The 24269-nt window shown below is 72.7% G+C and carries 22 protein-coding genes and 2 pseudogenes; 17 read left to right on the top strand and 7 right to left on the bottom strand.

The features are described from left to right. The first annotated feature begins 6 nt into the window (after positions 1–6). From ACIBAD_RS13910 to ACIBAD_RS13880, 7 genes are all read left to right on the top strand, one after another. On the top strand, positions 7–321 hold the full coding sequence (locus ACIBAD_RS13910; protein ID WP_398906608.1) for a (2Fe-2S)-binding protein: 315 nt from the start codon (positions 7–9) through the stop codon (positions 319–321). Next, positions 302–1705, top strand: a complete 1404-nt coding sequence (locus ACIBAD_RS13905; protein ID WP_398906605.1) for an NAD(P)/FAD-dependent oxidoreductase — start codon at positions 302–304, stop codon at positions 1703–1705. The genes ACIBAD_RS13910 and ACIBAD_RS13905 overlap by 20 nt, the downstream gene beginning before the upstream one ends. 75 nt (positions 1706–1780) lie before the next feature. Continuing rightward, complete coding sequence (locus tag ACIBAD_RS13900) at positions 1781–2713, top strand: dihydrodipicolinate synthase family protein (RefSeq protein ID WP_134070392.1); 933 nt, start codon at positions 1781–1783, stop codon at positions 2711–2713. 29 nt (positions 2714–2742) lie between these two features. Further along, positions 2743–3747 carry a proline racemase family protein gene (locus ACIBAD_RS13895; RefSeq protein WP_134070390.1) on the top strand — a complete coding sequence of 335 codons (1005 nt, stop codon included), beginning with the start codon at positions 2743–2745 and terminating at the stop codon, positions 3745–3747. Next, positions 3744–4778, top strand: a complete 1035-nt coding sequence (locus ACIBAD_RS13890; protein ID WP_398906602.1) for a proline racemase family protein — start codon at positions 3744–3746, stop codon at positions 4776–4778. Before ACIBAD_RS13895 ends, ACIBAD_RS13890 begins: the two co-directional genes overlap by 4 nt. Next, positions 4775–5737, top strand: coding sequence for an ornithine cyclodeaminase family protein (locus ACIBAD_RS13885; RefSeq protein ID WP_398906600.1), 963 nt, complete (start codon positions 4775–4777; stop codon positions 5735–5737). The genes ACIBAD_RS13890 and ACIBAD_RS13885 overlap by 4 nt, the downstream gene beginning before the upstream one ends. 55 nt (positions 5738–5792) lie before the next feature. After that, the gene (locus ACIBAD_RS13880; protein ID WP_134070386.1) at positions 5793–6503 is read left to right on the top strand and encodes a GntR family transcriptional regulator; all 711 of its coding nucleotides are present in this window, start codon (positions 5793–5795) and stop codon (positions 6501–6503) included. A gap of 131 nt (positions 6504–6634) precedes the next feature. Here ACIBAD_RS13880 and ACIBAD_RS13875 read toward each other — a convergent pair whose 3' ends face one another. Next, the gene (locus tag ACIBAD_RS13875) at positions 6635–7582 is read right to left on the bottom strand and encodes an SMP-30/gluconolactonase/LRE family protein (protein WP_134070384.1); all 948 of its coding nucleotides are present in this window, start codon (positions 7580–7582) and stop codon (positions 6635–6637) included. 162 nt (positions 7583–7744) lie between these two features. Here ACIBAD_RS13875 and ACIBAD_RS13870 point away from each other — a divergent pair, with 162 nt between their 5' ends. The 7 genes and pseudogenes from ACIBAD_RS13870 (at position 7745) to ACIBAD_RS13840 (ending at position 15098) form a co-directional block, all read left to right on the top strand. Further along, entirely contained in the window at positions 7745–8404 is a 660-nt protein-coding gene (locus ACIBAD_RS13870) for an HAD family hydrolase (RefSeq protein ID WP_398906596.1), read from the top strand. A 137-nt stretch (positions 8405–8541) separates the two neighbouring features. Next, positions 8542–10284, top strand: coding sequence for an ABC transporter substrate-binding protein (locus tag ACIBAD_RS13865; RefSeq protein WP_398906593.1), 1743 nt, complete (start codon positions 8542–8544; stop codon positions 10282–10284). Between the two features lie 22 nt (positions 10285–10306). Further along, on the top strand, positions 10307–11260 hold the full coding sequence (locus ACIBAD_RS13860) for an ABC transporter permease (RefSeq protein WP_134070378.1): 954 nt from the start codon (positions 10307–10309) through the stop codon (positions 11258–11260). After that, positions 11257–12243, top strand: a complete 987-nt coding sequence (locus ACIBAD_RS13855; protein WP_134070376.1) for an ABC transporter permease — start codon at positions 11257–11259, stop codon at positions 12241–12243. The genes ACIBAD_RS13860 and ACIBAD_RS13855 overlap by 4 nt, the downstream gene beginning before the upstream one ends. Further along, entirely contained in the window at positions 12243–13322 is a 1080-nt protein-coding gene (locus ACIBAD_RS13850) for an ABC transporter ATP-binding protein (RefSeq protein ID WP_134070374.1), read from the top strand. Before ACIBAD_RS13855 ends, ACIBAD_RS13850 begins: the two co-directional genes overlap by 1 nt. Then, positions 13319–14341, top strand: a complete 1023-nt coding sequence (locus tag ACIBAD_RS13845; RefSeq protein ID WP_134070372.1) for an oligopeptide/dipeptide ABC transporter ATP-binding protein — start codon at positions 13319–13321, stop codon at positions 14339–14341. Before ACIBAD_RS13850 ends, ACIBAD_RS13845 begins: the two co-directional genes overlap by 4 nt. Positions 14342–14439: 98 nt before the next feature. Next, positions 14440–15098: pseudogene (locus ACIBAD_RS13840) on the top strand (HAD family hydrolase). Between the two features lie 15 nt (positions 15099–15113). Here the strand turns inward: ACIBAD_RS13840 and ACIBAD_RS13835 are convergent. Then, positions 15114–17186, bottom strand: a complete 2073-nt coding sequence (locus tag ACIBAD_RS13835; protein ID WP_134070368.1) for a prolyl oligopeptidase family serine peptidase — start codon at positions 17184–17186, stop codon at positions 15114–15116. A gap of 98 nt (positions 17187–17284) precedes the next feature. On the opposite strand from ACIBAD_RS13835, the gene ACIBAD_RS13830 reads away from it, so the two are divergent. Next, positions 17285–18835: an MFS transporter gene (locus ACIBAD_RS13830; RefSeq protein WP_398906589.1), complete on the top strand. Its 1551-nt coding sequence runs from the start codon at positions 17285–17287 to the stop codon at positions 18833–18835. 55 nt (positions 18836–18890) lie between these two features. On the opposite strand, the gene ACIBAD_RS13825 is transcribed toward ACIBAD_RS13830, so the two are convergent. After that, the gene (locus ACIBAD_RS13825) at positions 18891–20279 is read right to left on the bottom strand and encodes a cytochrome P450 (protein WP_134070364.1); all 1389 of its coding nucleotides are present in this window, start codon (positions 20277–20279) and stop codon (positions 18891–18893) included. Positions 20280–20512: 233 nt separating this feature from the next. Here ACIBAD_RS13825 and ACIBAD_RS13820 point away from each other — a divergent pair. Together ACIBAD_RS13820 and ACIBAD_RS13815 are read left to right on the top strand one after the other, a co-directional pair. Beyond that, positions 20513–20614, top strand: a pseudogene (locus tag ACIBAD_RS13820) (BTAD domain-containing putative transcriptional regulator); the annotation flags it as partial. 232 nt (positions 20615–20846) lie between these two features. Beyond that, positions 20847–21047, top strand: coding sequence for a hypothetical protein (locus ACIBAD_RS13815; protein WP_398906585.1), 201 nt, complete (start codon positions 20847–20849; stop codon positions 21045–21047). Between the two features lie 77 nt (positions 21048–21124). Here ACIBAD_RS13815 and ACIBAD_RS13810 read toward each other — a convergent pair whose 3' ends face one another. The 4 genes from ACIBAD_RS13810 to ACIBAD_RS13795 all read right to left on the bottom strand — a co-directional run bounded on the left by ACIBAD_RS13810 (position 21125) and on the right by ACIBAD_RS13795 (position 24223). Continuing rightward, positions 21125–21841 (bottom strand): DUF4097 family beta strand repeat-containing protein, encoded by a 717-nt coding sequence (locus ACIBAD_RS13810; protein WP_166682030.1) that lies wholly within the window; start codon positions 21839–21841, stop codon positions 21125–21127. A 148-nt stretch (positions 21842–21989) separates the two neighbouring features. Further along, entirely contained in the window at positions 21990–22181 is a 192-nt protein-coding gene (locus tag ACIBAD_RS13805; protein ID WP_134070362.1) for a hypothetical protein, read from the bottom strand. An 89-nt stretch (positions 22182–22270) separates the two neighbouring features. Then, positions 22271–22540, bottom strand: coding sequence for a hypothetical protein (locus ACIBAD_RS13800; RefSeq protein WP_398906581.1), 270 nt, complete (start codon positions 22538–22540; stop codon positions 22271–22273). Positions 22541–22693: 153 nt separating this feature from the next. Then, positions 22694–24223, bottom strand: a complete 1530-nt coding sequence (locus ACIBAD_RS13795) for a UDP-N-acetylglucosamine 1-carboxyvinyltransferase (RefSeq protein ID WP_134070360.1) — start codon at positions 24221–24223, stop codon at positions 22694–22696. Positions 24224–24269: the final 46 nt, after the last annotated feature.

The raw sequence follows: 24269 nt of genomic DNA, 5'->3' as shown, positions 1-24269 counted from the left end.
CCGCCGATGAGCCGGACGCCCCGCACCCTCGTCGGCGGAGCCCCCTCCGCCACGTACGTCCTGCGCTTCGACGGCCGCGAGCTCACGGCCCAGGCGGGCCAGAGCATCGCCGCCGTCCTCTGGGGCGCCGGGATCCTCGCCTGGCGGACCACCCGCCAAGGCGGCACCCCGCGCGGAGCGTTCTGCGGAATCGGCAGCTGCTACGACTGCCTCGTCACCGTCAACGGCCGCCCCAACCAGCGCGCCTGCCTCGTCCCCGCCCGCCCCGGGGACACCGTCACCACCCAGGAGGGAACCGGCCATGCCGAGCTCGGCGTCTGACACCGCCCCGCCCGACCTCGCGATCGTCGGCGCGGGCCCGGCCGGGCTGGCCGCCGCCGTGGCGGCCGCCGGCCTCGGGCTCCGGGTCGCCCTCCTCGACGCGGGGGAGCGCCCCGGCGGCCAGTACTACCGCCACCCCGCGCCGGGGCTCGGGGCGGACCGCCCCGAAGCCCTGCACCACGGGTGGGCCGCCTTCGCCCGGCGCGAAGCCGCCCTGCGCGCCCACGCGTCGGCCGGCCGGATCACGTACCTCCCGGCCCACCACGTCTGGACCGTGGTCCCGGACGGCGCCCCCGGCTGGACCCTGCACGCCGTCGCCGGCCCCGAGGAGGCGGCCGCCACCCTGCACGCCCGGGCCGTGCTACTCGCCACCGGGTCGTACGAGCGGCAACTGCCCTTCCCCGGCTGGACCCTGCCCGGGGTGGTCGGGGCCGGCGGGGCGCAGGCCATGCTCAAGAGCGGGCTCGTACTGCCGGGCAAGCGCGTCGTCGTCGCCGGGAGCGGCCCGCTGCTCCTCGCCGTCGCCGGGTCGCTCGCGGCCGCCGGGGCCCGGGTGCCGGCCGTGGTGGAGGCCGCCGCGTACACCGGGTACGCCGGCCACCTCCCCGCGCTGCTCCGCAACCCCGGCAAGCTCGCCGAAGCCGCCACGTACGGCAGCGCCCTCGTGCACCGCCACATCCGCCTCATGGCCCGGCACGCCGTGACCGAGGCCCACGGCGCAGACCGGGTCGAGGCCGTCACCGTGGCCCGCCTGGACCGGGACTGGCGGCCCGTGCCCGGCACCGCCCGCCGGATCCCCTGCGACGCCCTCGCCGTCGGCCACGGGCTCGTCCCGCAGCTGGAGCTGGCGACCGGCCTCGGCTGCGCCACCCGCCTCAGTGCCGACGGCACCGTCGCCCTGGCGCTGGATGCCGAGCAGCGGACCTCGGTCCCCGGGGTCTGGTCCGCGGGCGAGACCGGCGGCATCGGAGGCGCCCAACTGGCCCTCCTCGAAGGCGAGATCGCCGCCCACGCGATCGCCGGCCGGCCCGCGCCCGCCGCCCTGGCCCGCCGCCGCGCCCGCCTGCGCGCCTTCGCCGAGGCCATGGGCGCCGCCCACCGCCCCGGCGGCGGCTGGACCGGATGGCTGCGCGACGACACCGACGTGTGCCGCTGCGAAGAGGTTCCGGCCGGCCGGATCCGCGAGGCCGTCGCCGACCTCGGTGCACGGGACGCCCGTACGGTCAAACTCCTCACCCGCTCCGGAATGGGCTGGTGCCAGGGCCGCATGTGCGGACCGGCCGTCGCGGCCCTCGCCGGCGACGGGCCCGCGCCCGACCGGCGGCCCCTGTCCTGCCCGGTGCCGCTGCGCCACCTCGCGGAACTGCCCCCGGCGGACGGCTGATCGGGCGGCCCGGACCCTTGTGGCCGCCTCACACCCACTAGTAAAATGTCACACACCACTCTAGGGAGCTCTCTCATGACCGACGCGCACACCACCGCGCCCACCACCGGTACGGACACCCGCACCCGCCCCTGGCACGGCATCATGGTCGCCACCACGCTGCCGCTGCGCGAGGACCTCACCGTCGACTACGACGCCTACGCCGAGCACGTGGCCTGGCTCATCGCCAACGGATGCGACGGCGTCGTCCCCAACGGCTCCCTCGGGGAGTACCAGACCCTGACCGACGAGGAGCGGGCCCGCGTGGTCCGCACCGCCGTCGAGGCGGCCGGCGACGGCGCCCGCGTCATGCCCGGCGTCGCCGCCTACGGCAGCGCCGAGGCCCGCCGCTGGGCCGACCAGGCCGCCGAGGCCGGGGCCGGCTCCGTACTCCTGCTGCCCCCCAACGCCTTCCGGGCCGACGAGGCCACCGTGCGCGCCCACTACGCCGAGGCCGCCCGCGCCGGGCTGCCCGTCGTCGCGTACAACAACCCCATCGACACCAAGGTGGACCTGACCCCCGGCCTGCTCGCCCGCCTGCACGGCGACGGCAGCATCGTCGCCGTCAAGGAGTTCAGCGGTGACGTCCGCAGGGCGTACGAGATCGCCGAACTCGCCCCGGGCCTCGACCTGCTCATCGGTGCCGACGACGTCCTCCTCGAACTCGCCCTCGCCGGCGCGGTCGGCTGGATCGCCGGCTACCCCAACGCCCTGCCGCGCTCCTGCGCCGAGCTCTACCGGGCCGCCGTCGCCGGGGACCTCGCCACCGCGCTGCCGCTGTACAAGTCCCTGCACTCGCTGCTGCGCTGGGACTCCAAGACCGAGTTCGTCCAGGCCATCAAGCTCTCCATGGACCTCGCGGGACGCCCCGGCGGCGCCACCCGCCCGCCCCGCTTCCCGCTCACCGGGGAGATCGAGGCGGCCGTCCGCGCCGCCACCGAGAAGGCCCTCGCCGAGGGGCACAACTAGTCCCCGCGGGGGACCGGAAGGGGACTGGAATGCGTACGCGCCACATCTACCACGCGGTGGACTCGCACACGGAGGGCATGCCGACCCGGGTGATCACCGGGGGCGTCGGGGTGATCCCCGGCGCCACCATGGCCGAGAAGCGGCTCCACTTCATCGAGCACCTGGACCACATCCGGACCCTGCTCATGTACGAGCCGCGCGGGCACTCCGCGATGAGCGGCGCCGTCCTGCAGCCCCCCACCCGCCCCGACGCCGACTTCGGCGTGCTGTACATCGAGGTGTCGGGCCTGCTCCCCATGTGCGGGCACGGGACGATCGGGGTCGCCACCGTCCTGGTCGAGACCGGCATGGTGGAGGTCGTCGAACCGGTCACCACCGTGCGGCTCGACACCCCGGCCGGGCTGGTGAGCGTGGACGTCCGCGTCGAGGACGGGGCGGCCACCGCCGTCACCCTCACCAACGTCCCCTCCTTCTGCGTCGGGCTCGACCTCAAGGCCGAGGTCCCCGGCTTCGGCACGGTCACCTACGACCTCGCCTACGGCGGGAACTTCTACGCCTTCGTCGAACTCGACGCCCTCGGCCTCCCCTTCGACCGGGAGCGGAAGGACGACCTGCTCGCCGCCGGACTCGCCGTCATGGAAGCGATCAACGCCTCCGCCGACCGGCCCGTCCACCCCGAGAACCCCACCATCTCCGGGGTCAAGCACGTCTACCTCGCCGCCCCCGGCTCCGACGCCCGCCGCTCCCGGCACGCCATGGCCATCCACCCCGGCTGGTTCGACCGCTCGCCCTGCGGTACGGGAACAAGCGCGCGGATGGCCCAGCTGCACGCCCGCAGCCTCCTCGGGCTCGGCGCGGACTTCGTCAACGAGTCCTTCATCGGAACGGAGTTCACCGGCCGGCTGGTCGGGGAGACCACAGTCGGCGGGTTCCCGGCCGTCGTCCCCACCGTCACCGGACGGGCGTGGATCACCGGCACCGCCCAGTACTTCCTCGACCCGTCCGACCCCTTCCCCGCGGGGTTCCTGCTGTGACCGCCGTGCGCACCGTCGACTACCACACCGCGGGGGAGCCGTTCCGGATCGTCGACACCGCCGCGGCCGGCCTGCCGCCCGTACCCGGGGACACCGTCGCCGAGCGCTGCTCCACCGCCATCGGCCCCGGGGGCTCCGGGACGGCTCCGCGCCGGAGCCCGCTGGACGACGTACGGCGGCTCCTCGTGCAGGAGCCGCGCGGGCACGCCGGGATGTACGGCGGGTTCGTCGTGCCCCCGGACGACGACGGGGCCCACTTCGGCGTGCTGTTCTGGCACAAGGACGGCTACTCCACGGCCTGCGGCCACGGCACGATGGCCCTCGGTGCCTGGGCCGTGGACGCCGGCCGGGTCGCCGCGCCGGACGACGGGGACGCGCAGGTACGGATCGACGTGCCGTCGGGGCGGGTCACCGCGACCGTGCACCGCGCCGGCGGCCGGACCACCGGGGTCACCTTCCGCAACGTCGCGGCCCGGGTCGGCGCCCGCAAGGTGCCGGTGGCGACCACCCTGGGCCTGGCGGAGGTGGACATCGCGCACGCCGGAGCCTGCTACGCGTCCGTCGCCGCCCGGGACCTCGGCCTGGAGGTCACCCGGGCCGCACTGCCCGAACTCGTCCGCGCCGGGCAGGAGATCAGGGCCGCGCTGGCCGCCCACCCCGGGACCTGGCACCCCGACGGGCCGCTGCTCTCCGGGGTCTACGGGGTGGTCCTCCACGAGGAGCTGCCCGGCACCCCCTTCGGGCCGCACCAGCGCAACGTCACCGTGTTCGCCGACGGGCAGATCGACCGCTCGCCCTGCGGCTCGGGAACCTCGGCGCGGCTGGCGCTGCTCGCGGAGGACGGCCGGATCGGGCCGGGCGAGGACCTGCTCCACGAGTCGGTGACGGGCACGGTGTTCACGGGCCGGGTGGTGCCGCCGGGGTCCCTCGACGGCCTGGTCACGGAGGTCACCGGGACGGCGTACCGCACCGGCGAGCACCTCTTCGTCCGCGATCCGCAGGACGCCCTCGGCGCCGGATTCCTGCTGTGATCCCGCAGTTCGACGCCGCGGAGACGGCCGCGCTGCTCACCCCGGCCGCTGCCGCCGACGCGCTGGCCGACGTACTGCGGTCCGGGCTGGACCCGGAGTCCTGCCCGCAGCGCTCGGCGATGCCCGTGCCTGGCGGCGGCGAGCTGCTGCTGATGCCGGCCGCGGCGGCGGAGTACGCCGGGGTGAAGATCGCCGGCGTGGCGCCCGGCAATCCGGCCCTCGGGCTCCCTCGCATCACCGGCTCGTACCTGCTGCTGGACGGCCCGACGCTGCGCCCGCTGGCCCTGTTCGACGGAGCGGCACTGACAGCCCTGCGCACCCCGGCGGTGTCGGCGCTCGCCCTGCGGTACCTGGCGCCGACCGGGCGGCCCCTGCGGCTGGTGCTCTTCGGCTCCGGCCCGCAGGCGTACGGGCACCTCGAAGCGGTGCGGGGCGTAGCGGAGTTGGCGGAGGCGGTGGTGGTGGGCCGCAGCCCCGGGGCCGCGGAGCGGCTGGTGGCGCACGCCCGCGCCCAGGGGGTGCCGGCCCGTACGGGCACCCCGGCGGACGTGGCGGACGCGGACCTGGTGCTCTGCTGCACCACGGCCCGCGAACCCCTCTTCGACGGGCGGCTGGTGGCCCCGGGGGCGACGGTCGTGGCGGTCGGCTCGCACGAGCCGGACGCCCGGGAGACCGACACCGCGCTGGTGCGGCGGGCCGCGGTGTACGTGGAGTCGCGGACGGCGGCCCTGCGGGAGGCGGGGGACCTGCTGGTGCCGGAGGCTGAGGGGGCGATCGGGCCCGGTCATATCAACGGCACGCTGGCCGACCTGGTGGCGGGCCGGATGCCGGCGGCCGGAGAACCGAGTTGTCCACAGCTCTTCAAGAGCGTGGGCATGGCCTGGGAGGATCTCGCTGTGGCGGTGGCGATGTACCGCGCCGCGGGAGGCACCACCGCTGGGACAGCAAGCGCAACGTGACATTGTACGCTGTTCCCCTGCACTCGGTGGTGCGAAGGGTTTCGGAGGAATGGCAATGGGTGACCTGAAGCAGCACAGCCTCATCAAGGCCCAGGAACGGCTCCGCGACCAGGTCGGCCATGCCCTCCGAGCAGCCCTGATAGCGGGTGAACTGCGCCCCGGCAGCGTCTACTCGGCGCCCGGCCTGGCCGCCGAACTCGGGGTCTCCGCCACCCCCGTCCGCGAGGCGATGCTCGACCTGGCCCGCGAGGGCCTGGTGGAACCCGTCCGCAACAAGGGCTTCCGGATCACCGAGGTCAGCGAACGCGACCTGGACCAGTACACCGAGCTGCGCACGATGATCGAGGTGCCGACCATCGGCCGGATCACGAAGATCGCCACGGCGGAGCAGCTGGAGGCGCTGCGCCCCGTCGCAGAGGAGATCGTCACCAGCGCCCGCGAGCACAACCTCATCGGCTACCTGGAGGCGGACCGCCGCTTCCACCTGTCCCTGCTGGCCCTGGCCGGCAACGACCGGCTGGTCGAGACGGTGGGCGACCTGCGCAAGCGCTCCCGGCTGTACGGGCTGACGGGCCTGGACGAGGCCGGGAAGCTGGTCTCGTCCGCCGAGGAGCACATCGAGCTGCTGGACCTGATGATCGCCGGCGACGCGGAGGCGGCGGAAGCCTGCATGGTCCGCCACCTCGGCCACGTCCGCTCCCTCTGGGCCCAGGGCCGCGACGAACCGGTGGGCCGCACCCCGGGGGGCCTGGGCTCGGGCCTGTAGGACGGACCCGGCGCGACCCGGCGCGACCCGGCGCGACCCGGCGCGACCCGGCGGACCCGATGGGCCGCGGGGGACCGATGGGCACGGCAGACCCGACGGGCGCGGGGGTCGCCCGGCGGGGCGGCGTGCCCTCAGCCGTCGAGCCAGCGCCGGCGGCCCGGTCCCGTCGGGTGGGTGCCCGTCACGCCCATGACCAGCGAGTAGAGGCTGGTTTCGGCGGTGATGAAGAGCCGGTTGCGCTTGGCGCCGCCGAAGGAGATGTTGGCGACCGCCTCGGGGACGTCGAGCCGCCCGATCAGGGTGCCGTCGGGGTCGTAGCAGTGCACCCCGTCGTCCATCGCGGCGGCCCAGAGCCGGCCGCCGTCGTCGAAGCGGAGGTTGTCGAAGCGGGCCTTCCCGGGGGCCGCTTCGGCGAAGACCTCCCCCTCGGACAGCGTGCCGTCCTCGCGCACGTCGAAGACACGGATGAAGCCCGCCCGGGTGTCGGAGACGAACAGCTGCCGCTCGTCGTTCGAGAAGACGAGGCCGTTCGGCGCGCCGAAGCCGTCGGCGGCCAGCCGCACTTCGCCCGTGGCCGGGTCGATGCGGTAGACGTTGTTGGAGCCGATCTCGCTCTGCGCGCGGTGGCCCTCGTAGTCGCTGGTGATGCCGAAGTCCGGGTCGGAGAACCAGATCGAACCGTCGGACTTCACCGCCGCGTCGTTGGGGCTGTTCAGACGCTTGCCCTGCCACCGGTCCGCCAGCACGGTGACGGTGCCGTCGTGTTCGGTGCGCGTCACGCGCCGGTTGCCCTGCTCGCAGGTGACCAGCCGGCCCTGGCGGTCGAGGGTGTTTCCGTTGGCGTGCCCGGCGGAGCGGCGGAAGACGCCCACCGCTCCCGTCTCCTCGTCCCAGCGCAGCATCCGGTCGTTGGGGATGTCGCTCCAGACCACCTGCCGCCACGCGGGCAGGTAGATCGGCCCCTCGGCCCAGCGGCAACCGGTGTACAGGACCTCCAGCGCGTCGTCACCGTTCATGCACCGGCCGGTCCGGAACCGCTCGTCGAGCATCTCGTACAGCCCGGGGCGCTCGCTGGCCATGTGACTCCCCTTCCTCGCAGATGACCATCTGCCGAATGAAATTCGGCTTGTATCGAAGATTGCAGGATGTTGTATGGGTGTGGCAAGGCTGTTCCGAATGGAGAGTGGTGGATCACATGGGCGGGTCGCCCCCGGCTGCAGTCGCTCGTCTACCCTGTGGGAATGATCAAGGCGATAGAGCTCGTGATCTTCGACTGCGACGGCGTCCTGGTTGACAGCGAGCGCCTCGCCGTCCGCCTCCAGGTCGAGCTCGGTGCGGAGTTGGGCTGGCCGCTCACCGCGCACGAGGTGGTGGAGCGCTTCATCGGGCGTTCCAGGGAGTCGATCGTCGAGCAGATCGCGGAGCGGCTCGGCGCGCAGACCGCCGGCCTCTGGTGGGAGCTGCTCATCCAGCGGCACCGCGATGCGGTGGACCTCGCCCTGGATCCGGTGGACGGACTGCCGGAGGCGCTCGACGGGATCGCCGCCCTCGCCCTGGCGACCTGCGTCGCCTCCAGCGGCTCGCACGAGAAGATGCGGCACACGCTCGGGCGCACCGGGCTGTACGGCCGGTTCGAGGGCCGCATCCACAGCGCGAGCGAGGTCTCCCGGGGCAAGCCCGCCCCGGACCTCTTCCTCCATGCCGCCCGGCGGATGGGCGTGGACCCGGCGGCGTGCGCGGTGGTGGAGGACAGTGCGCCGGGCGTCCGGGCGGCCAGGGCGGCGGGGATGCGCGCCTTCGGCTACTCCGGCGGCCCCAGCCCCGCCGAGCGGCTCGAAGGCCCGGGCACCGTCGTCTTCGACGACATGCGCAGACTGCCGGAGCTGCTCGCCGCTCACTGACCTTCCCGCAACACCGCTCCAGGGGGCGGGATTTGGGCACGGCTGGATAACGGCGGCGCCAACCCCTTGTCAGTGCAATTTCACATTACTATGTTACCGGTCACATCATAGAGCGCGACCCTTCACTGGAGTGACCCATGACCAAGCGCACCCAACTCGCCCTCGCCACCGCCCTCGTGGCGGCACTCGCACTCGGCGCCTCGGGCTGCTCCGACCCCAAGAAGGGCTCTGCCGGCGCCGGCTCGGGCAACCCCGCCGCCGCCAACGACGGCAAGATCCTCGGCGGGAGCCCGGTCAAGGGCGGAACCCTGACCGTCCTGTCCAACCAGGACTTCGCCCACCTCGACCCCGCCCGCAACTGGGTCATGCCGGCCATGGACTTCGGCACCCGCCTCCTCTACCGCACCCTCGTCACCTTCAAGGCCGAGCCCGGCAAGGCCGGCAGCGAGCTCGTCCCCGACCTCGCCACCGACCTCGGCACCCCCTCCGACGGCGGCAAGACCTGGACCTTCACCCTCAAGGAGGGCGTGAAGTACGAGGACGGCTCGCCCATCAAGGCGCAGGACATCAAGTACAACGTCGAGCGCTCCTTCGCCCCCGACCTCACCGGCGGCCCCGACTACGCCGCCCAGTACCTGGCCGGCGGCGAGGGCTACAAGGGACCGCTCCAGGGGCAGCACCTCGACTCCGTCAAGACCCCCGACGACCGCACCATCGTCTTCCAACTCAAGCGCCCGGTCGCCGAGTTCTCCGCCACCGCCACCCTCCCCACCTTCGCTCCGGTCCCGCAGTCCCAGGAGAAGGGCACCCAGTACGACGCCCGCCCGTTCTCCTCCGGCCCGTACAAGATCGAGTCGTACGACCGCGACAAGAAGCTGGTCCTCGTCCGCAACGAGCACTGGGACCAGAAGACCGACCCGGTCCGCAAGGCCTACCCGGACAGGTTCGTCGTGGTCATGGGCCTCAAGGGCGGCCAGGTCGACGACCGCATCATCGCCGGCGAGGGCGCCGACGCCTCGGCGATCGAGTACTTCAACATGCGCCCCGAGAGCGCCCCGAAGGTGCTGCCGAAGCCGGAGGTCAAGGCGCGGCTGCTCGCCGAGTCCCAGGGCTGTACGGTCATGCTCCACCTGAACAACTCCCGCGCCCCCTTCAACGACCCGAAGGTCCGCGAGGCCCTCCAGTACGCCGTCGACAAGGAGGCCGTGATCACCGCGGGCGGCGGCCCGGCCCTCAACGAGGTGGCCACCGCCTACCTGCCCCCGGCGCTCTCCGGCGGCAAGCAGGCCGACACCCTGAAGATCCCCCCGGCCGGCGACCCGGCCAAGGCCAAGGAGCTCCTCAAGGCCGCCGGAAAGGAGAGCCTGAAGGTGTCCCTGGCCGTCTCCACCGGCGACAAGGGCAAGGCGGAGGCCATCCAGCAGGGACTGGCCCGCGCCGGCATCGAGGTCGTCATCGACACCGTCGACCCCGGCGCGTACTACGACGTCATCGGCGACCTCTCCACCACCCCCGACATGACGTACACCGGCTGGTGCCCCGACTACCCCTCGGGCTCCACCTGGATCCCCCTCGTCTTCGACGGGCGCACCATCAAGGACAAGGGCAACCAGGGCAACTACGCCCAGTTCCGCGACGAGGCCACCTCGAAGCGGATCGACGAGATCAACGCCATGGCCGACGCCAAGCAGGCCAACCAGGCCTGGATCGACCTGGACGCCGACCTCATGAAGAAGTCCCCGGCCATCCCGATCCTGCTGGAGCGCAAGCCGCTGCTGGTCGGCCCCAACATCGCGGGCGCCTACGGCCACCCCGTGTGGACCGGCACCATCGACTACGGGACCGTCGGCCTCAAGGACCCCTCGAAGAGCCAGGGCTGAGGGATACGGAGCCTCCGACACCATGACCACCACCGTCCCCGGCGCCGCCGAGGCCGGGCCCGCGGCGGCCGCGGCCACCGGCAGCAGCCCCTGGCAGCTCGCCCGGCGGGAGCTCCGCCGCCGCCCCGCCGTCCGCGTCAGCCTCTGCGTCGTCCTCCTCTTCGTGCTGATGGCCGCCACCGCGCCCTGGCTGGGCGCGCTCGGCGGCTGGTCCCCCGAGGAGTTCGACAAGGCCGCCGTCGACCCCTATCTCGGCGGCCAGCCCCTCGGATCCCTCGGCGGGATCAGCCCCGAGCACTGGCTCGGCGTCGAACCCGTCACCGGCCGCGACCTGTTCGCCCGCGTCGTCCACGGCGCCCAGGTCTCCCTCCTCATCGCCTTCGCCGCCACCGCCATCGTCGTCGTCGCGGGCACCGCCGCCGGGATCGCCGCCGGCTACTTCGGCGGCCGCACCGACACGGTCCTGTCCCGCCTGATGGACCTGACCATGTCCTTCCCCTCCCTCATCTTCATGATCGCGATGCTGTCGGTGGCCAAGGACGTCAACCGGATCGTGCTCATGACGGCCGTCATCGGCGTCTTCGGCTGGCCCGGCGTCGCCCGCGTCGTCCGCGGCCAGACCCTCTCCCTCAAACACCGCGAGTACGTGGACGCCGCCCGCGTCGGCGGCGCCGGCTCCTGGCGGATCCTGACCCGCGACATCCTCCCGGGAGTCTCCGGCCCGGTCATCGCCTACACCACCCTGCTCATCCCCGGCATGATCAGCACCGAGGCCGCGCTCAGCTACCTCGGCGTGGGCGTCCGCCCGCCGACCCCGTCCTGGGGCCAGATGATCGCCGAGTCCGTCGCCTTCTACGAGACCGACCCCATGTACTTCGTCATCCCGAGCACCTTCCTCTTCCTCGCGGTCCTCGCCTTCACCCTCCTCGGCGACGCCCTGCGCGACATCCTCGACCCGAGGGGCGGCCGCAGTTGATCCTCTACCTCGCGCGCCGGCTGCTCGCCCTCGCGGGCGTACTGCTCGCCATCGCCGCCGTCACCTTCCTCATCTTCTACGTCCTGCCCACCGACCCGGCCGCGGCCGCCTGCGGCAAGACCTGCAGCGCCGAACGGCTGGCCGACGTACGGGAGTACCTCGGCCTGGACCAGCCGGTGTGGCGGCAGTTCGCGGACTTCCTCACCGGCATCTTCACCGGCCGCACCCTCGGCACCGGCCAGTACGCCGTCCAGTGCGACTTCCCGTGCCTGGGTTACTCGTACGAGAACTCCCTGCCCGTGTGGGACCTGCTGATGGACCGCCTCCCGGTCTCCGCCTCCCTCGCCGTCGGCGCCGCCGCGCTGTGGCTGCTGCTCGGCCTCGGCGCCGGGGTCACCGCCGCCCTGCGCAAGGACACCGCAACCGACAAGGCCCTGATGGTCGGCGCCGTCGCCGCCGCCTCGCTGCCCGTCTACTTCACCTCCGTGATGCTCATCTACGGGGTCATCCGGGTCGCCGGACTCCTGCCCTACCCCACCTACCAGGCCTTCACCGACAACCCGCTCGCCTGGGCGGCCAACCTCCTGCTGCCGTGGACCGCCCTCGCCCTGCTGTACGCGGCCATGTACGCCCGCCAGAGCCGCGGTTCGATGATCGAGGCGATGGCCGAGCCGTACATCCGTACCGCCCGCGCCAAGGGCATGCCCGAGCGCACGGTCGTCGTCAAGCACGGCCTGCGCTCCGGAATGACCCCGATCCTCACCATCTTCGGCATGGACCTCGGCGGGCTGCTCGCCGGCGCCGTCATCACCGAGTCCATCTTCGGACTCCCGGGCATCGGGAGGCTGTTCTACGGGGCCCTGGTCAGCTCGGACCAGCCGGTGGTCCTCGGGGTCACGCTGCTCGCCGCCTTCTTCATCGTCGTCGCCAACCTCGTCGTCGACCTCCTGTACGCCGTCATCGACCCGAGGGTGAGGTACTGATGGCCGCCGTTCCCCCCGGGGCCCCGCGTCCCGAGGCCCCGCTCCTCGAAGTGCGCGACCTGCACGTCACCTTCGCCACCCCGCGCGGCCCCGTACGGGCCGTCGACTCGCTCGGCTTCACCGTCGAGGCCGGGCGGACCCTCGGCATCGTCGGCGAATCCGGATCCGGCAAGTCCGTCACCTCGCTCGCCGTCATGGGGCTGCACCGCGGCGCCGAGGTCGGCGGTTCCATCGCCCTCGCCGGGCAGGAACTCACCGGGCTGTCCGAGAAGGAGCTGTCCCGGCTGCGCGGCCGGAAGATGGCCATGATCTTCCAGGACCCGCTGTCCAGCCTGCACCCCTACTACACGGTCGGCGAGCAGATCGCCGAGCACTTCCGCGTGCACTTCAAGGCCGGCCGGGCCGCCGCGCGCAAGCGGGCCGTCGACATGCTCGGCGAGGTCGGCATCCCGGAACCGGCCCGCAGGGCCGGGGAGTACCCGCACCAGTTCTCCGGCGGCATGCGCCAGCGGGCGATGATCGCCATGGCCCTGGCGTGCGAGCCCGACCTGCTGATCGCCGACGAGCCCACCACGGCCCTCGACGTGACCGTGCAGGCGCAGATCCTGGAGCTCATCGCCCGGCTCCAGCAGGAGCGCGGCCTCGGCGTCGTGATGATCACCCACGACCTGGGGGTCGTCGCCCGCGTCGCCCACGAGGTGCTGGTCATGTACGGCGGCCGGGCCGCCGAACAGGCCGGGGTCGACGAACTGTTCGCCGACCCGGCGCACCCGTACACCCGGGGCCTGCTCGACTCGCTGCCCCGCCTGGACGACGCCGACGACGATCCGCTGCGGGCGATCCCCGGCTCCCCGCCCTCCCTGCTCACGCCCGCCCCGGGGTGCGCGTTCGCCCCCCGCTGCGCGGTCGCGGCCGCCGGCACCGGCGCGGAGCGCGAGCGCTGCACGGGCGAACGGCCCGAACTCCTGCCGTACGGCGGCCCCGACCGGCTGGCCGCCTGTCATGTCGCGGGGCGTACGGCACCGGCTGCCGCCGTTGCGGCCGCTGCCGCCGCGACCGAATCGGAGGCGACCCGATGAGTACGCTCGTACCCGCCCCGGCGCCCGGGCCGGCCGCCCCGGACCGGACCCCGCCGGCACTCCTCTCCGTGCGCGACCTGACCATGGCCTTCCCCGGCAGACGCGCCGCGTCCGGGCGCCGGGGGGCGCCCGTGCGCGCCGTCGACGGGATCTCCTTCGACCTGGCGGCGGGCGAAACCCTCGGCCTGGTCGGGGAGTCGGGCTGCGGGAAGTCCACCACCGGCCGGATGCTCGTCCGGCTGCTGGAACCCACCTCCGGCAGCATCACGTTCGACGGACGGGACATCACGAGGCTCTCGCAGCGCGGGCTCCGCCCGCACCGGCGCCACCTCCAGATGGTCTTCCAGGACCCGCACTCCTCCCTCAACCCCCGCCAGACGGTGGCCCGGATCATCTCCGACCCGCTGCTCGTGCAGGGCTGGTCGGCCTCCGACGCGCGCCGCCGGGCGGCCGAGCTGATGGACCTGGTCGGGCTGATCCCGGAGCACATCGACCGCTACCCGCACGAGTTCTCCGGCGGCCAGGCCCAGCGCATCGGGATCGCCCGCTCGCTGGCCACCAGCCCCCGGCTGATCGTCGCCGACGAGCCGGTCTCCGCGCTCGACGTCTCCGTCCAGGCGCAGATCGTCAACCTGATGGAAAGGCTGCGCCGCGAACTGGGCCTGGCGTACGTGTTCATCGCGCACGACCTGTCCGTGGTGAAACGGGTCAGCGACCGGGTCGCCGTCATGTACCTCGGCCGGATCGTCGAGATCGGCGAGAAGCGCGCCCTGTACGAGAACCCCCAGCACCCGTACACGCGGGCGCTGCTCTCCGCCGTACCGCTGCCCGACCCGGCGGCCGAGCGGCGGCGCGAGCGGATCGTACTGCTCGGCGATCCGCCGAGCCCGGCCGCCCCGCCTCCGGGGTGCACGTTCCACCCGCGCTGCCCGAAGGCGCAGGACGTCTGCCGGACGGACCGCCCGCTGCTGCGGATCGCCGCCTCCCGCGAGGTGGCCTGCCACTTCCCCGGTGACTGACGGGGATCCAGGGGAAGACGGAGGGCCCCGGGCCGACACGATCGGCGCGGGGCCCTCCCGCTGTCCCCGCCCCGCCGCACTGATGGAATGATCGCGGCGTGACCAGCGAAACCACCCGTCCGGGCCCCGCGAAGTTCGTCCTCTTCGACGTCGACGGCACGTTGATCGACGCGGTGGCCAATCAGCGCCGGGTCTGGGCGCAGTGGGCGGCGCGGTACGGACTCGACCCCGAGGAGGTCCACCGGGTGGCGCTGCGGACCCGCCCCCTGGAGACTTTCGCGGAGGTGGCGCCCGGGCAGGACCCGCAGGCGTGCCTGGCCGCGCTGCACGAACTGGAGGACGAGGACGTCCGCTCCGGTGTCTACGCCGCCTTCCCCGGCGCGCCCGAGCTGCTGTCCGGCCTGACCCCGGGGTACTGGGCCCTGGTGACATCGAACTACGCGCACCGGGTGCGCGGCCGGTTCGCCCGGACCGGACTGCCGGTTCCGGGTGTGCTCGTCGACGCCGGCGCCGTGGCCGAGGGCAAGCCGTCACCGGTCCCCTACCTGCTGGCCGCGGAGCGCCTCGGCGCCGGGCCGCAGGACTGCCTGGTCATCGAGGACGCCCCGTCCGGAGTGGAGTCCGGGCTGCGGGCCGGCATGACGGTGTGGGGGTCAACACCCCGTCCCCGGTGGACGGGGTGCACCGCCACTTCGCCAGCCTGCACGAGGCGGCGCCCGCCATCCTCGCCTTCGCGACCGGGCTGTCCGCCGCTTAGGACCTGCCGTGCGGATCAGGCGAGTTCCCGGCGGAAGAACTCCAGTTCCAGCGCCGTGATCTTCTCCCGGGTGCCGTTCGGGGTCATGTGCGTGACCCCGGGGAGGGCCAGGAGCTGGTGGGGGCGCCCCGCGTCAGTCAGTGCCTGCGAGAGGCGCAGGGTGTGCGAGGGGTGGACGTTGTCGTCGGCCAGGCCCGTGATCAGCAGCAGCGGCCGGGCCAGGTGCGGGGCGTCGGGGATCAGGGAGTCCCGCTCGTAGACGTCCGGGTGGTCCTGGGGGAGGCCCAGGTACCGCTCGGTGTACGCCGTGTCGTAGTGGCGGAAGTCCGTCGGCGCGGCCCCGGCGGCCGCCGCGTGGAAGACGTCCGGGCGGCGCAGCACCGCCATCGCGGAGAGGTAGCCGCCGTAGGACCAGCCGCGCACCCCGACCCGGCCGAGGTCCAGGTCGCCGTGGCGGGCGGCGAGTGCGTGCAGGGCCGCGACCTGGTCGTCCAGGGTGACTTCGGAGAACCCGCGGTACATGGCGTGGGTGAAGCCGGGCGAGACGTACGGCGTCCCGCGGTTGTCTACGGTCACCACCGCGAAGCCCCGGTCGGCCCACCACTGGCGCTGCTGCCAGCGGCGCGGCTCGGCGCAGACGTCCTGGTAGCCGGGGCCGCCGTAGCTGTCCATCAGCACGGGCAGCCGCCGGCCGGGGACATGGCCGCGGGGGAGCACGAGCGCGGTGGGGATGCCGTGCTCGGTGACCCGCTCCAGCACCGGCACCACCCGGTACGGCAGCGGCGCGGACAGATCGCCGGGTACGAACTCGCGCCCGTCGGCGGTGCGTACGACGCGCCGGATCCCGTCGGCGTCGGCGCTGGTCAGCAGCAGCGTCCCGGCCGCGGCCCGGACGCCGTGCACGCCGGGTCCGTCGGCGAGCGGGGTCAGCTCCCCGGTCGCGGGGTCGAGGAGCAGCACCTGCTGCTCGGCGGGGTCGCGCTGCCCGGCCTCGATGAGGAGCCGGCCCTGGTGGACCCCGGCCACCCGGCGGACCTGGATCCCGCTCCCGGTCAGCAGCTCCCCGTCGAGGGCGAGGCCGCGGGCGGCGCCGCCCGGGGTGTCGGCGGCGGTGAGCATCCGTCCGTCGGCGAGCCGGGCCGGGGTGCCGGGCAGCAGCGGGTCGACCCAGTGGGGGTGCGCGGTACGTGACAGCTCCCGGGTACGGCCGGTGGCCGGGTCGGCGGTGAGCAGCAGTACGTTCTGCTGGAGCCGGTCCTGGACGGTCAGCAGGATCTCCGTCTCCGATTCCCAGTCCGCGTCCGAGACGTACGGGTACGCCGCCGCGTCCCAGTCGAGCCGGACCGGGGCGCCGTCCGGGCGGAGCACCCACAGCTGGACCTCGGCGTTGGGCCCGCCCGCCTCGGGGTACGCGAAGTCCTCGGCCGGGAGCTCGGGACGCGCGGGGTCGGCGAAGTGGCGGCGCTGGAGGGCGGATTCGTCCACGCGGGCGGCCAGCAGGGTCTGCCCGTCGGGGGACCACCAGTGGCCCCGGTCCCGGCCCAGCTCCTCGGCGGCGGCGAACTCCGCGAGGCCCCAGCGGGCTCCGTCGGCGGGGCTGATCCGGCCGCCGGGGGAGGTGTGCAGGGCGTCGCCGGTGACGTACGCGGTGCGGGAGCCGTCGGCGTTGAGGCGGGGATCGAGGGCGGGTCCGGCGGCGGGGATCTCCTCGGCCGGCTTCCCGATGCCCTCGCCGGACCCCTCGTAACCCACCCGGTACAGCCGCCCGTACAGCGGGAACACCGCGCTGCGGCCGTCCCCGGAGAGCGCGTACGAGCCGATTCCGGCGGCCACGAGCCGGGTCCGCTCCCGCAGCCGGCGCTCGGCGGTCGGCAGGGCGCCCGGCTCGGGGGACAGCTCGCGCGGGTCGGCGAGCCGGGTCTCGGCGCCGGTGGCGGTGTCCAGGACCCAGAGGCTGTCGAAGGCGTCGGTGGGGCCGGTGGAGCGGAGGAACCAGAGCAGCCGGCCGTCGTCCCCGAAGGAGAACGCGCGCGGGGCGCCGTACGTGAAGCGGCCGGTGCTCGCGGAGAGCCTGAGGAAGTCATCCATGATCCGTAGTGTGTCATGTGAAATGGCACACTGTACATGTCATGCAGCCTAGGCCATTCGAGTGGTGTACCCCCCGCTCCAGGTTTAGCGTCGAAAAGGTGGATGGAGACGCAAGGCCGATCAGCAACGGGACCGACGGCAAGGTCCGAGGAAGCGGCAACGGGCTCGCGCTGTTCGTCATCGCGTCCTGCCAGCTCATGGTCGTCCTCGACATCACCATCGTGAACATCGCGCTCCCGCACATCCAGACGGCCCTCGGCTTCTCCACCGAGAGCCTGTCCTGGGTCGTCAACGCCTACACGCTCACCTTCGGCGGGCTGCTCCTGCTCGGCGGGCGCACCGGCGACATCCTCGGCCGCAAGCGCGTGTTCATCTCCGGCGTGCTGCTCTTCGGCCTGGCCTCGATGCTGGGCGGACTCGCGCAGAACGAGGGCCAGCTGATGGGCGCCCGGGCCCTGCAGGGCGTCGGAGCGGCCATCGCCTCCCCGACCGCGCTGGCGCTGATCTCCACCACCTTCCGTGAAGGCCCGGCCCGCAACCGGGCGTTCGGCGTGTTCGCCGCGGTCTCGGCGGGCGGCGGCGCCATCGGACTGCTGGCCGGCGGCGTCCTCGTCGAATGGCTCAGCTGGCGCTGGGTGCTCTTCGTCAACGTCCCGATCGCCCTGGCCATCGCCTTCATGGCCAGGCGCGTCATCCGCGAGTCCGAACGCCACCCCGGACACTTCGACCTCGCCGGCGCACTGCTGTCCACCCTGGGCATGGTCGCGCTCGTCTACGGCTTCATCCGCGCCGCCCAGGACGGCTGGACCGACCCGATCACCCTCGGTTCCTTCGGGGCGGCCGTGGTCCTGCTCCTGCTGTTCTTCCTCAACGAGCGGCGTTCGCCACAGCCGATCACGCCACTGCACATGTTCGCCGACCGCAACCGGGCCGGGTCTTACGGGATCATGCTCTTCCTCGCCTGCGCCATGTTCGGCATGTTCTTCTTCCTGACCCTGTTCGTACAGAACGTGCTGGGGTTCAGCCCGCTGGAAGCGGGCCTCGCCTTCCTGCCGGTGAGCGCGGTCATCGCCGTCGGCGCGGGCGTCACCTCCCAGCTGCTGCCGAAGTTCGGGCCGAAGCCCTTCATGGTGGCGGGCGCGCTGTGCTCGGCGGCCGGCCTGGCCTGGCTGACGCAGACCGACATCCACTCCACGTACCTCGGCAGCATCCTGGGGCCGATGCTCGTGTTCAGCCTCGGCATGGGCATGCAGTTCGTGTCGCTGACCCTGATGGCCCTGTCCAACGTCGCCGACCGGGAGTCGGGCGCGGCCTCCGGCCTGCTCAACACGACGCAGCAGGTGGGCGGCTCGCTCGGCCTGTCCATCCTGGTCACCGTCTTCGGCACGGCCAGCCGCAACGAGGCGCACGACCAGGTTCCGGCCTTCCTGAGCCAGGCCGACCCGGCCCAGAAGGCCGAGTTCCTGCGGACCGGCCGGCTGCCGGACCCGTGGGGCGACCAGGTGCTCACCTCCGGCGTGAGCGCCGCGTTCATCGTCGCTGCCTGCTTCGCCCTGGTCGCGGCGGTCATCGCGCTGTGCGCGATCCAGGTCCGCCCCTCGGACCTGGAACGCCTCAAGGGCAACCACCACACGCCGGCCGCCGTCTAGCGGGTCACGTGGTCACGTGGTCACGTGGTCAACGGGGTCCCCTGGGTCGACGGGGTCATCGGGTCACGTGCCGGATGCGGCAGCGGATCGGGCCGTCCGCGCGCAGGGTGATTCCGGCGCTGACCGGCACCTCGGTGTCCACGGCCTCGAACGCGCAGGTCCGCAGGACCATCGCCAGCGCGATCACCGACTCCAGCATCGAGAAGTGCTGACCGATGCAGGCGCGCGGGCCGCCCCCGAACGGGAACCAGGCGTAGCGGGGGCGGCCGGCCTCCGCCTCCGGGGTGAAGCGGTCCGGATCGAAGCGCTCCGGGTCCGGCCAGTAGCGGGGGTGGCGGTGCGTCACCCACGGGGCCAGGATCACGTCCGAGCCCTCGGGGATGGTCCTGCCCCCGACCTCGGTGGCCGCGACCGAGCCGCGGCCGATGACCGGGGCCGCCGGGTAGAGCCGCATCGCCTCCTTGAGGACCTGCGTGAGGTACGGGAGCCGGTCCAGGTCGGCGGCCTCCGGAGTACGGTCGCCCAGTACGCGGGAGATCTCCTCGCGGGCCCGCGCCTGCTGCTCGGGGTGGCGGGCCAGCAGGTGCAGGGAGAAGGCGAGCGAGGTGGCGGTCGTCTCGTGCCCGGCGAGTAGGAAGATCAGTACCTGGTCGCGCAGTTCGGCGGCGTCGAACTCCCCGTCGTCCGTACTCGTGGCGGCGGCGAGCAGGCTCAGCAGGTCCTCGCCCGGGGCCGCGGCCCCGCTGCGCCGCTCGGCGATGATCTTGTCGCAGACCGCGTACAGCTCGTCCATCGCGGCGGCGGCCCGCTTGTTTCCGGGAGTGGGCCAGCTGCGCGGGATGTTGGCGGGGGAGTAGCCGCGGCGCAGCACGTACTCCGTGATGACCGGAAAACACCGGTCGACGACGTCGACGGTGGCTTCCACGTCGGTACCGAACAGGATGCGGGCGACCGCGCGCAGGGCGAGCCGCATCATCTCCTCGCCGACGTCGATCACCGAGTCCGGGGCCCGCTCCCAGCCCTCGACGACGGCCCGGGTCTCGGCGGCGACGGCGCCGGCGTAGCCGTCCACCCGGCGCTTGGTGAACAACGGCTGCACCAGCCGCCGCTGGCGCATGTAGTCCTCGTCCTGGCTGGTCAGCAGACCGTTCCCGAAGGAGTCCCGGAGTTCCTGGTAGAAGGCGTTGTCCTTGCGGAAGTTGGCCGACTCCGCCGCCAGGACCTGCTGCGCGCCCTCCGCGGAGAAGACGCAGTAGAGCTCGGCGCGCAGCCCGGGCGGCCCGGCCGTTATCCGTACGACGTCGCCGTGCCGCTGCTGGGCGCGCAAGTAGGTCCCGAGCGAGTCCGATTTCAGGTCGAAGAGGGAACCGAGCAGCGGGATCCCCGCGAGCGCGGGAGCCTCCGTACCACCGGTTCCGCCGTCCGTCCGTGTTCCCACTGCCATGGCCGCCCCCTCGACACCGTACCGACGGCCCGATTCTGCACGTCCGAAGGCTGCGACGGCTGCGACGGCGCCGCCGACCGACGCATTCCAGCCGCTCGGCAGGCGTCCGTGTGCGACCGGCCACGTGTCGCAGGCGATGCCGTCGTCGTCCCGGTCGAGGGCCTCGCGGTATCCGGGCCCCAGCGCCGTGCGGGGCATCCGTGCGACCGGCAGCGTCCGGGGTATCGCCAGCAATGGCGCATCCGCACCGGGAGCGGCCACGGGCGCAGCTGATGCAGGCGTTGCACCACTGCGGACGGCGAGTCGAGGCACTTGAGGTCTACCGGGAGTACCGCCACCTGCTCGTGGGCCCCGGCGGGCTGCTGCAGCAGGACGCACATCACCCGGTGCTGAGCGACGACGCGCCGGCCCCGCAGCTGTGCGGCGGACACCCGCTCGCGCTGCGCGTCAGCGGAGCGCGGCTCGTCGCGCGGCCGCACCGGGCCCTGGACCGGCTGGCCGGTCGGCTGGCCGACCAGCAGCACGTACTGGAGGAGCTGGTCCGTCGACGAACTCGTCGCCTCCCACATGGCCGAGGTGGCCGCAGGCTTCCCCTGTACCTACCGGCTGCACCGGCTGACCTGGGCGCTGGCCAGGGAGTTCGTCCGTGCGGAGGGCCGGGACGGGACCCCGGCGGGGAAGGCGGGAGCCTCCTTGCGCGAGGTCGTCCCGCAGCGCCGCTCGCCCGAACTGCAGCGCTTCGCGGCCATGGGGACGCTGGTCTGTTGAACCCGCCGCGGCACGGAATCGGATTCCGTGCCGCAGCGGGCTCCCGGCGCCTGAGCCTTCGTACGCGGCCGGGGGCGTCAGCCCGCGAACAGCACGCTGACGTTGCCGCCGCCGGTGTGCGCCTTGATCTTGTGCGGGGAACCGGAGTCGGTCTTCACGCCCACCGTGCGGCTGCCGCCCTCGGTCTGGGCGTCGACGTCGTAGACGCCCTCCGGCAGGCGGACGGTGGAGTCACCGCCGTCCGTGCCGGCGTCCACCTTGTCGGGCGCCGCCACGAAGTGCAGGGAGACGTCACCGCCGTCGACGGCAGCGGTCACCGTCTTGGCGGAGGAGTCCGTGATCCGTACGGATCCACCGTCGGACTTGGCGTACGTGGTCCCCGACAGGCCGCGCACGCTGATCTCGCCGCCGCCGAGGGTGAGGTGGGTGGCCACGGAGGCGGGTACCTCCACGTGGTACTTCACCGCGCACTTGTCGGAGCCGGAGCCGCAGCCATTGCTCTTCAGCACCAGTTCCCCGCCCTTGACCGAGTGCTCGGTCCTGGGCTGGCCGTCGCCGTACTCGTACTTCTCGGTCACCTTGACGACGTCGCCGCCACCCGGGACGACCTCTATGCCGCCCGCGTAGTCGTCGATGCGCAGCGAGGCGATCTTTTCCGTGACCTCGTACGACTGCTCGCCGGTCTTGGGGGGTGCTGAGGAGCAACCGGCCAGCAGTGTGGTGGCGGCCACCACACACAGGGCGGTCTTCTTCGCTCCGCCCGCGATACGAAGGGCGTTCGGCTTGGTCGTCATGAGAGTGCTATTCCTCTGCTGTGCTGTGGAGTACGGCTGAATGGGAGGTCGCCTGAGACTGCGCTCAGGCTCCTTGCGCCCGAAGACACCAGGGAGAGCCGTCCGCGAACGCTGCGACGTGCTTGAACCGGCCTACGGTCTCGGCCACTCAGACATGGTCGGCGACGATGACCGGCGGAACCGGATGGACCCGCCGGGGAAGCCGGAACGCGACGTGCACGTCCTCGACGCCTCTGGGGACCTTTCCCCAGGCGATGGTCCAGCGCTTCCCGCCGTGGTTGCCGTGGCGCACATCGCGCAGCAGTGCGGGCGCGAGGAACGAGGAAGCCATCGCGTCCACGCAGTGACCGTCACTGTCGTAGGCTGCGAGAGCGGACCGTCGCTCACCGCTCCGGCCGATCGGTCCACCCGGTGGCCCAGGGCCTTCTCCTACTCGATCTCCTTGAGAGATCGCTCCACGGACGTCACACGAGTCCTGATCTCCTCAAGTCGAACCGTGATCTCACCCAGCTCGTGCTCCGTCAGCTCCTGGGTGGCGAGGGCCAGTTCCGCGAGGCGCTGGTATTCCCTCTCCCGAGCCAGCTGAGCCGTGGTGCGCGCGGTCGCACCGGACTGACGTATCGCCACGATCAGCACGGGCACGATCAGGACGAGCACTCCCAGGGTCCAGACAATGGCATCCGGGTCATAGAGCGTCACCGCACCTCCTTCTTCTTGCTCTCACCGTCCGACGGGCTCCCGCGAAGCCGACCCTGAACGCACTGCCCCGCCGGTCCTCGCGACCGGCGGGGCGACGCGCCAGCCCCGCAGGGCGGCACTCAGGTCACCGCTTCCTCTGGAGCTTGAGCCTGTTCAGATGTCGCGGAAGATCTCGATCTGGGCGCCCACCGAGTTGAGGCGTTCCGCGAGTTCTTCGTAGCCGCGGTTGATGACGTAGACGTTGCGCAGGACCGAGGTGCCTTCCGCCGCCATCATCGCCAGGAGGACGACCACCGCCGGGCGGAGGGCCGGCGGGCACATCATCTCCGCCGCGCGCCAGCGCGTCGGGCCCTCGACCAGGACGCGGTGGGGGTCGAGGAGCTGGAGGCGGCCGCCGAGGCGGTTGAGGTCCGTCAGGTAGATGGCCCGGTTGTCGTACACCCAGTCGTGGATCAGCGTCTGGCCCTGGGCCGCCGCCGCGATGGCCGCGAAGAAGGGGACGTTGTCGATGTTCAGCCCGGGGAACGGCATCGGGTGGATCTTGTCGATCGGGGCTTCGAGCTTCGAGGGGCGGACCGTCAGGTCGACCAGGCGGGTGCGGCCGTTGTCCGCCGTGTACTCCGCGGAGCGGTCGTGGTCGAGGCCCATCTCCTCCAGTACCGCGAGCTCGATCTCCATGAACTCGATCGGGACCCGGCGGATCGTCAGCTCCGACTCGGTGACCACCGCGGCGGCGACCAGGCTCATCGCCTCGACCGGGTCCTCGGAGGGGGAGTAGTCCACGTCCACGTCGATGTTCGGGATGCCGTGGACGGTCAGCGTGGTCGTGCCGATGCCGTCCACCCGTACGCCGAGCGCCTCCAGGAAGAAGCACAGGTCCTGGACCATGTAGTTGGAGGAGGCGTTGCGGATGACGGTGGCGCCGTCGTGCCGCGCGGCGGCCAGCAGCGCGTTCTCGGTGACCGTGTCCCCGCGCTCGGTCAGCACGATCGGGCGGCCGGGGGAGACCCCCGCCTCGACCTTCGCGTGGTAGATGCCCTCGGTCGCCGTGATGTCCAGGCCGAAGCGGCGCAGGGCGATCATGTGCGGCTCGATGGTGCGGGTGCCGAGGTCGCAGCCGCCGGCGTACGGCAGGCGGAACTGGTCCATCCGGTGCAGCAGCGGGCCCAGGAACATGATGATGCTCCGGGTGCGCCGGGCCGCGTCCGCGTCCATGGCGTCCATGTCGAGGCGGGCCGGCGGGACGATCTCCAGGTCCACGCCCTCGTTGATCCAGCGGGTGCGGACACCGATGGAGTTCAGGACTTCGAGGAGTCGGTAGACCTCCTCGATGCGGGCGACCCGGCGCAGCACCGTACGGCCCTTGTTGAGCAGCGAGGCGCACAGCAGTGCCACGCAGGCGTTCTTGCTCGTCTTGACGTCGATGGCGCCGGACAGCCGGCGGCCGCCGACGACCCGCAGGTGCATCGGGCCGGCGTAGCCCAGAGAGACGATCTCGCTGTCGAGAGCTTCACCGATTCGGGCGATCATCTCAAGGCTGATGTTCTGATTGCCGCGCTCGATCCGGTTCACGGCGCTCTGGCTGGTGCCCAGTGCATCCGCGAGTTGACTCTGCGTCCAGCCCCGGTGCTGCCGGGCGTCACGGATGAGCTTGCCGATGCGTACGAGGTAGTCGTCTGCCATGGGTGCACCGTATCTCAGATATGAGATGACCCCTGCGTCGGACGTG

The organism is Streptomyces sp. NPDC051109 (genome assembly GCF_044455885.1).
Lineage (GTDB): Bacteria > Actinomycetota > Actinomycetes > Streptomycetales > Streptomycetaceae > Streptomyces.
The sequence above is the reverse complement of the archived record's forward strand: the minus strand, read 5'-3'. Positions and strand labels throughout refer to the sequence as shown.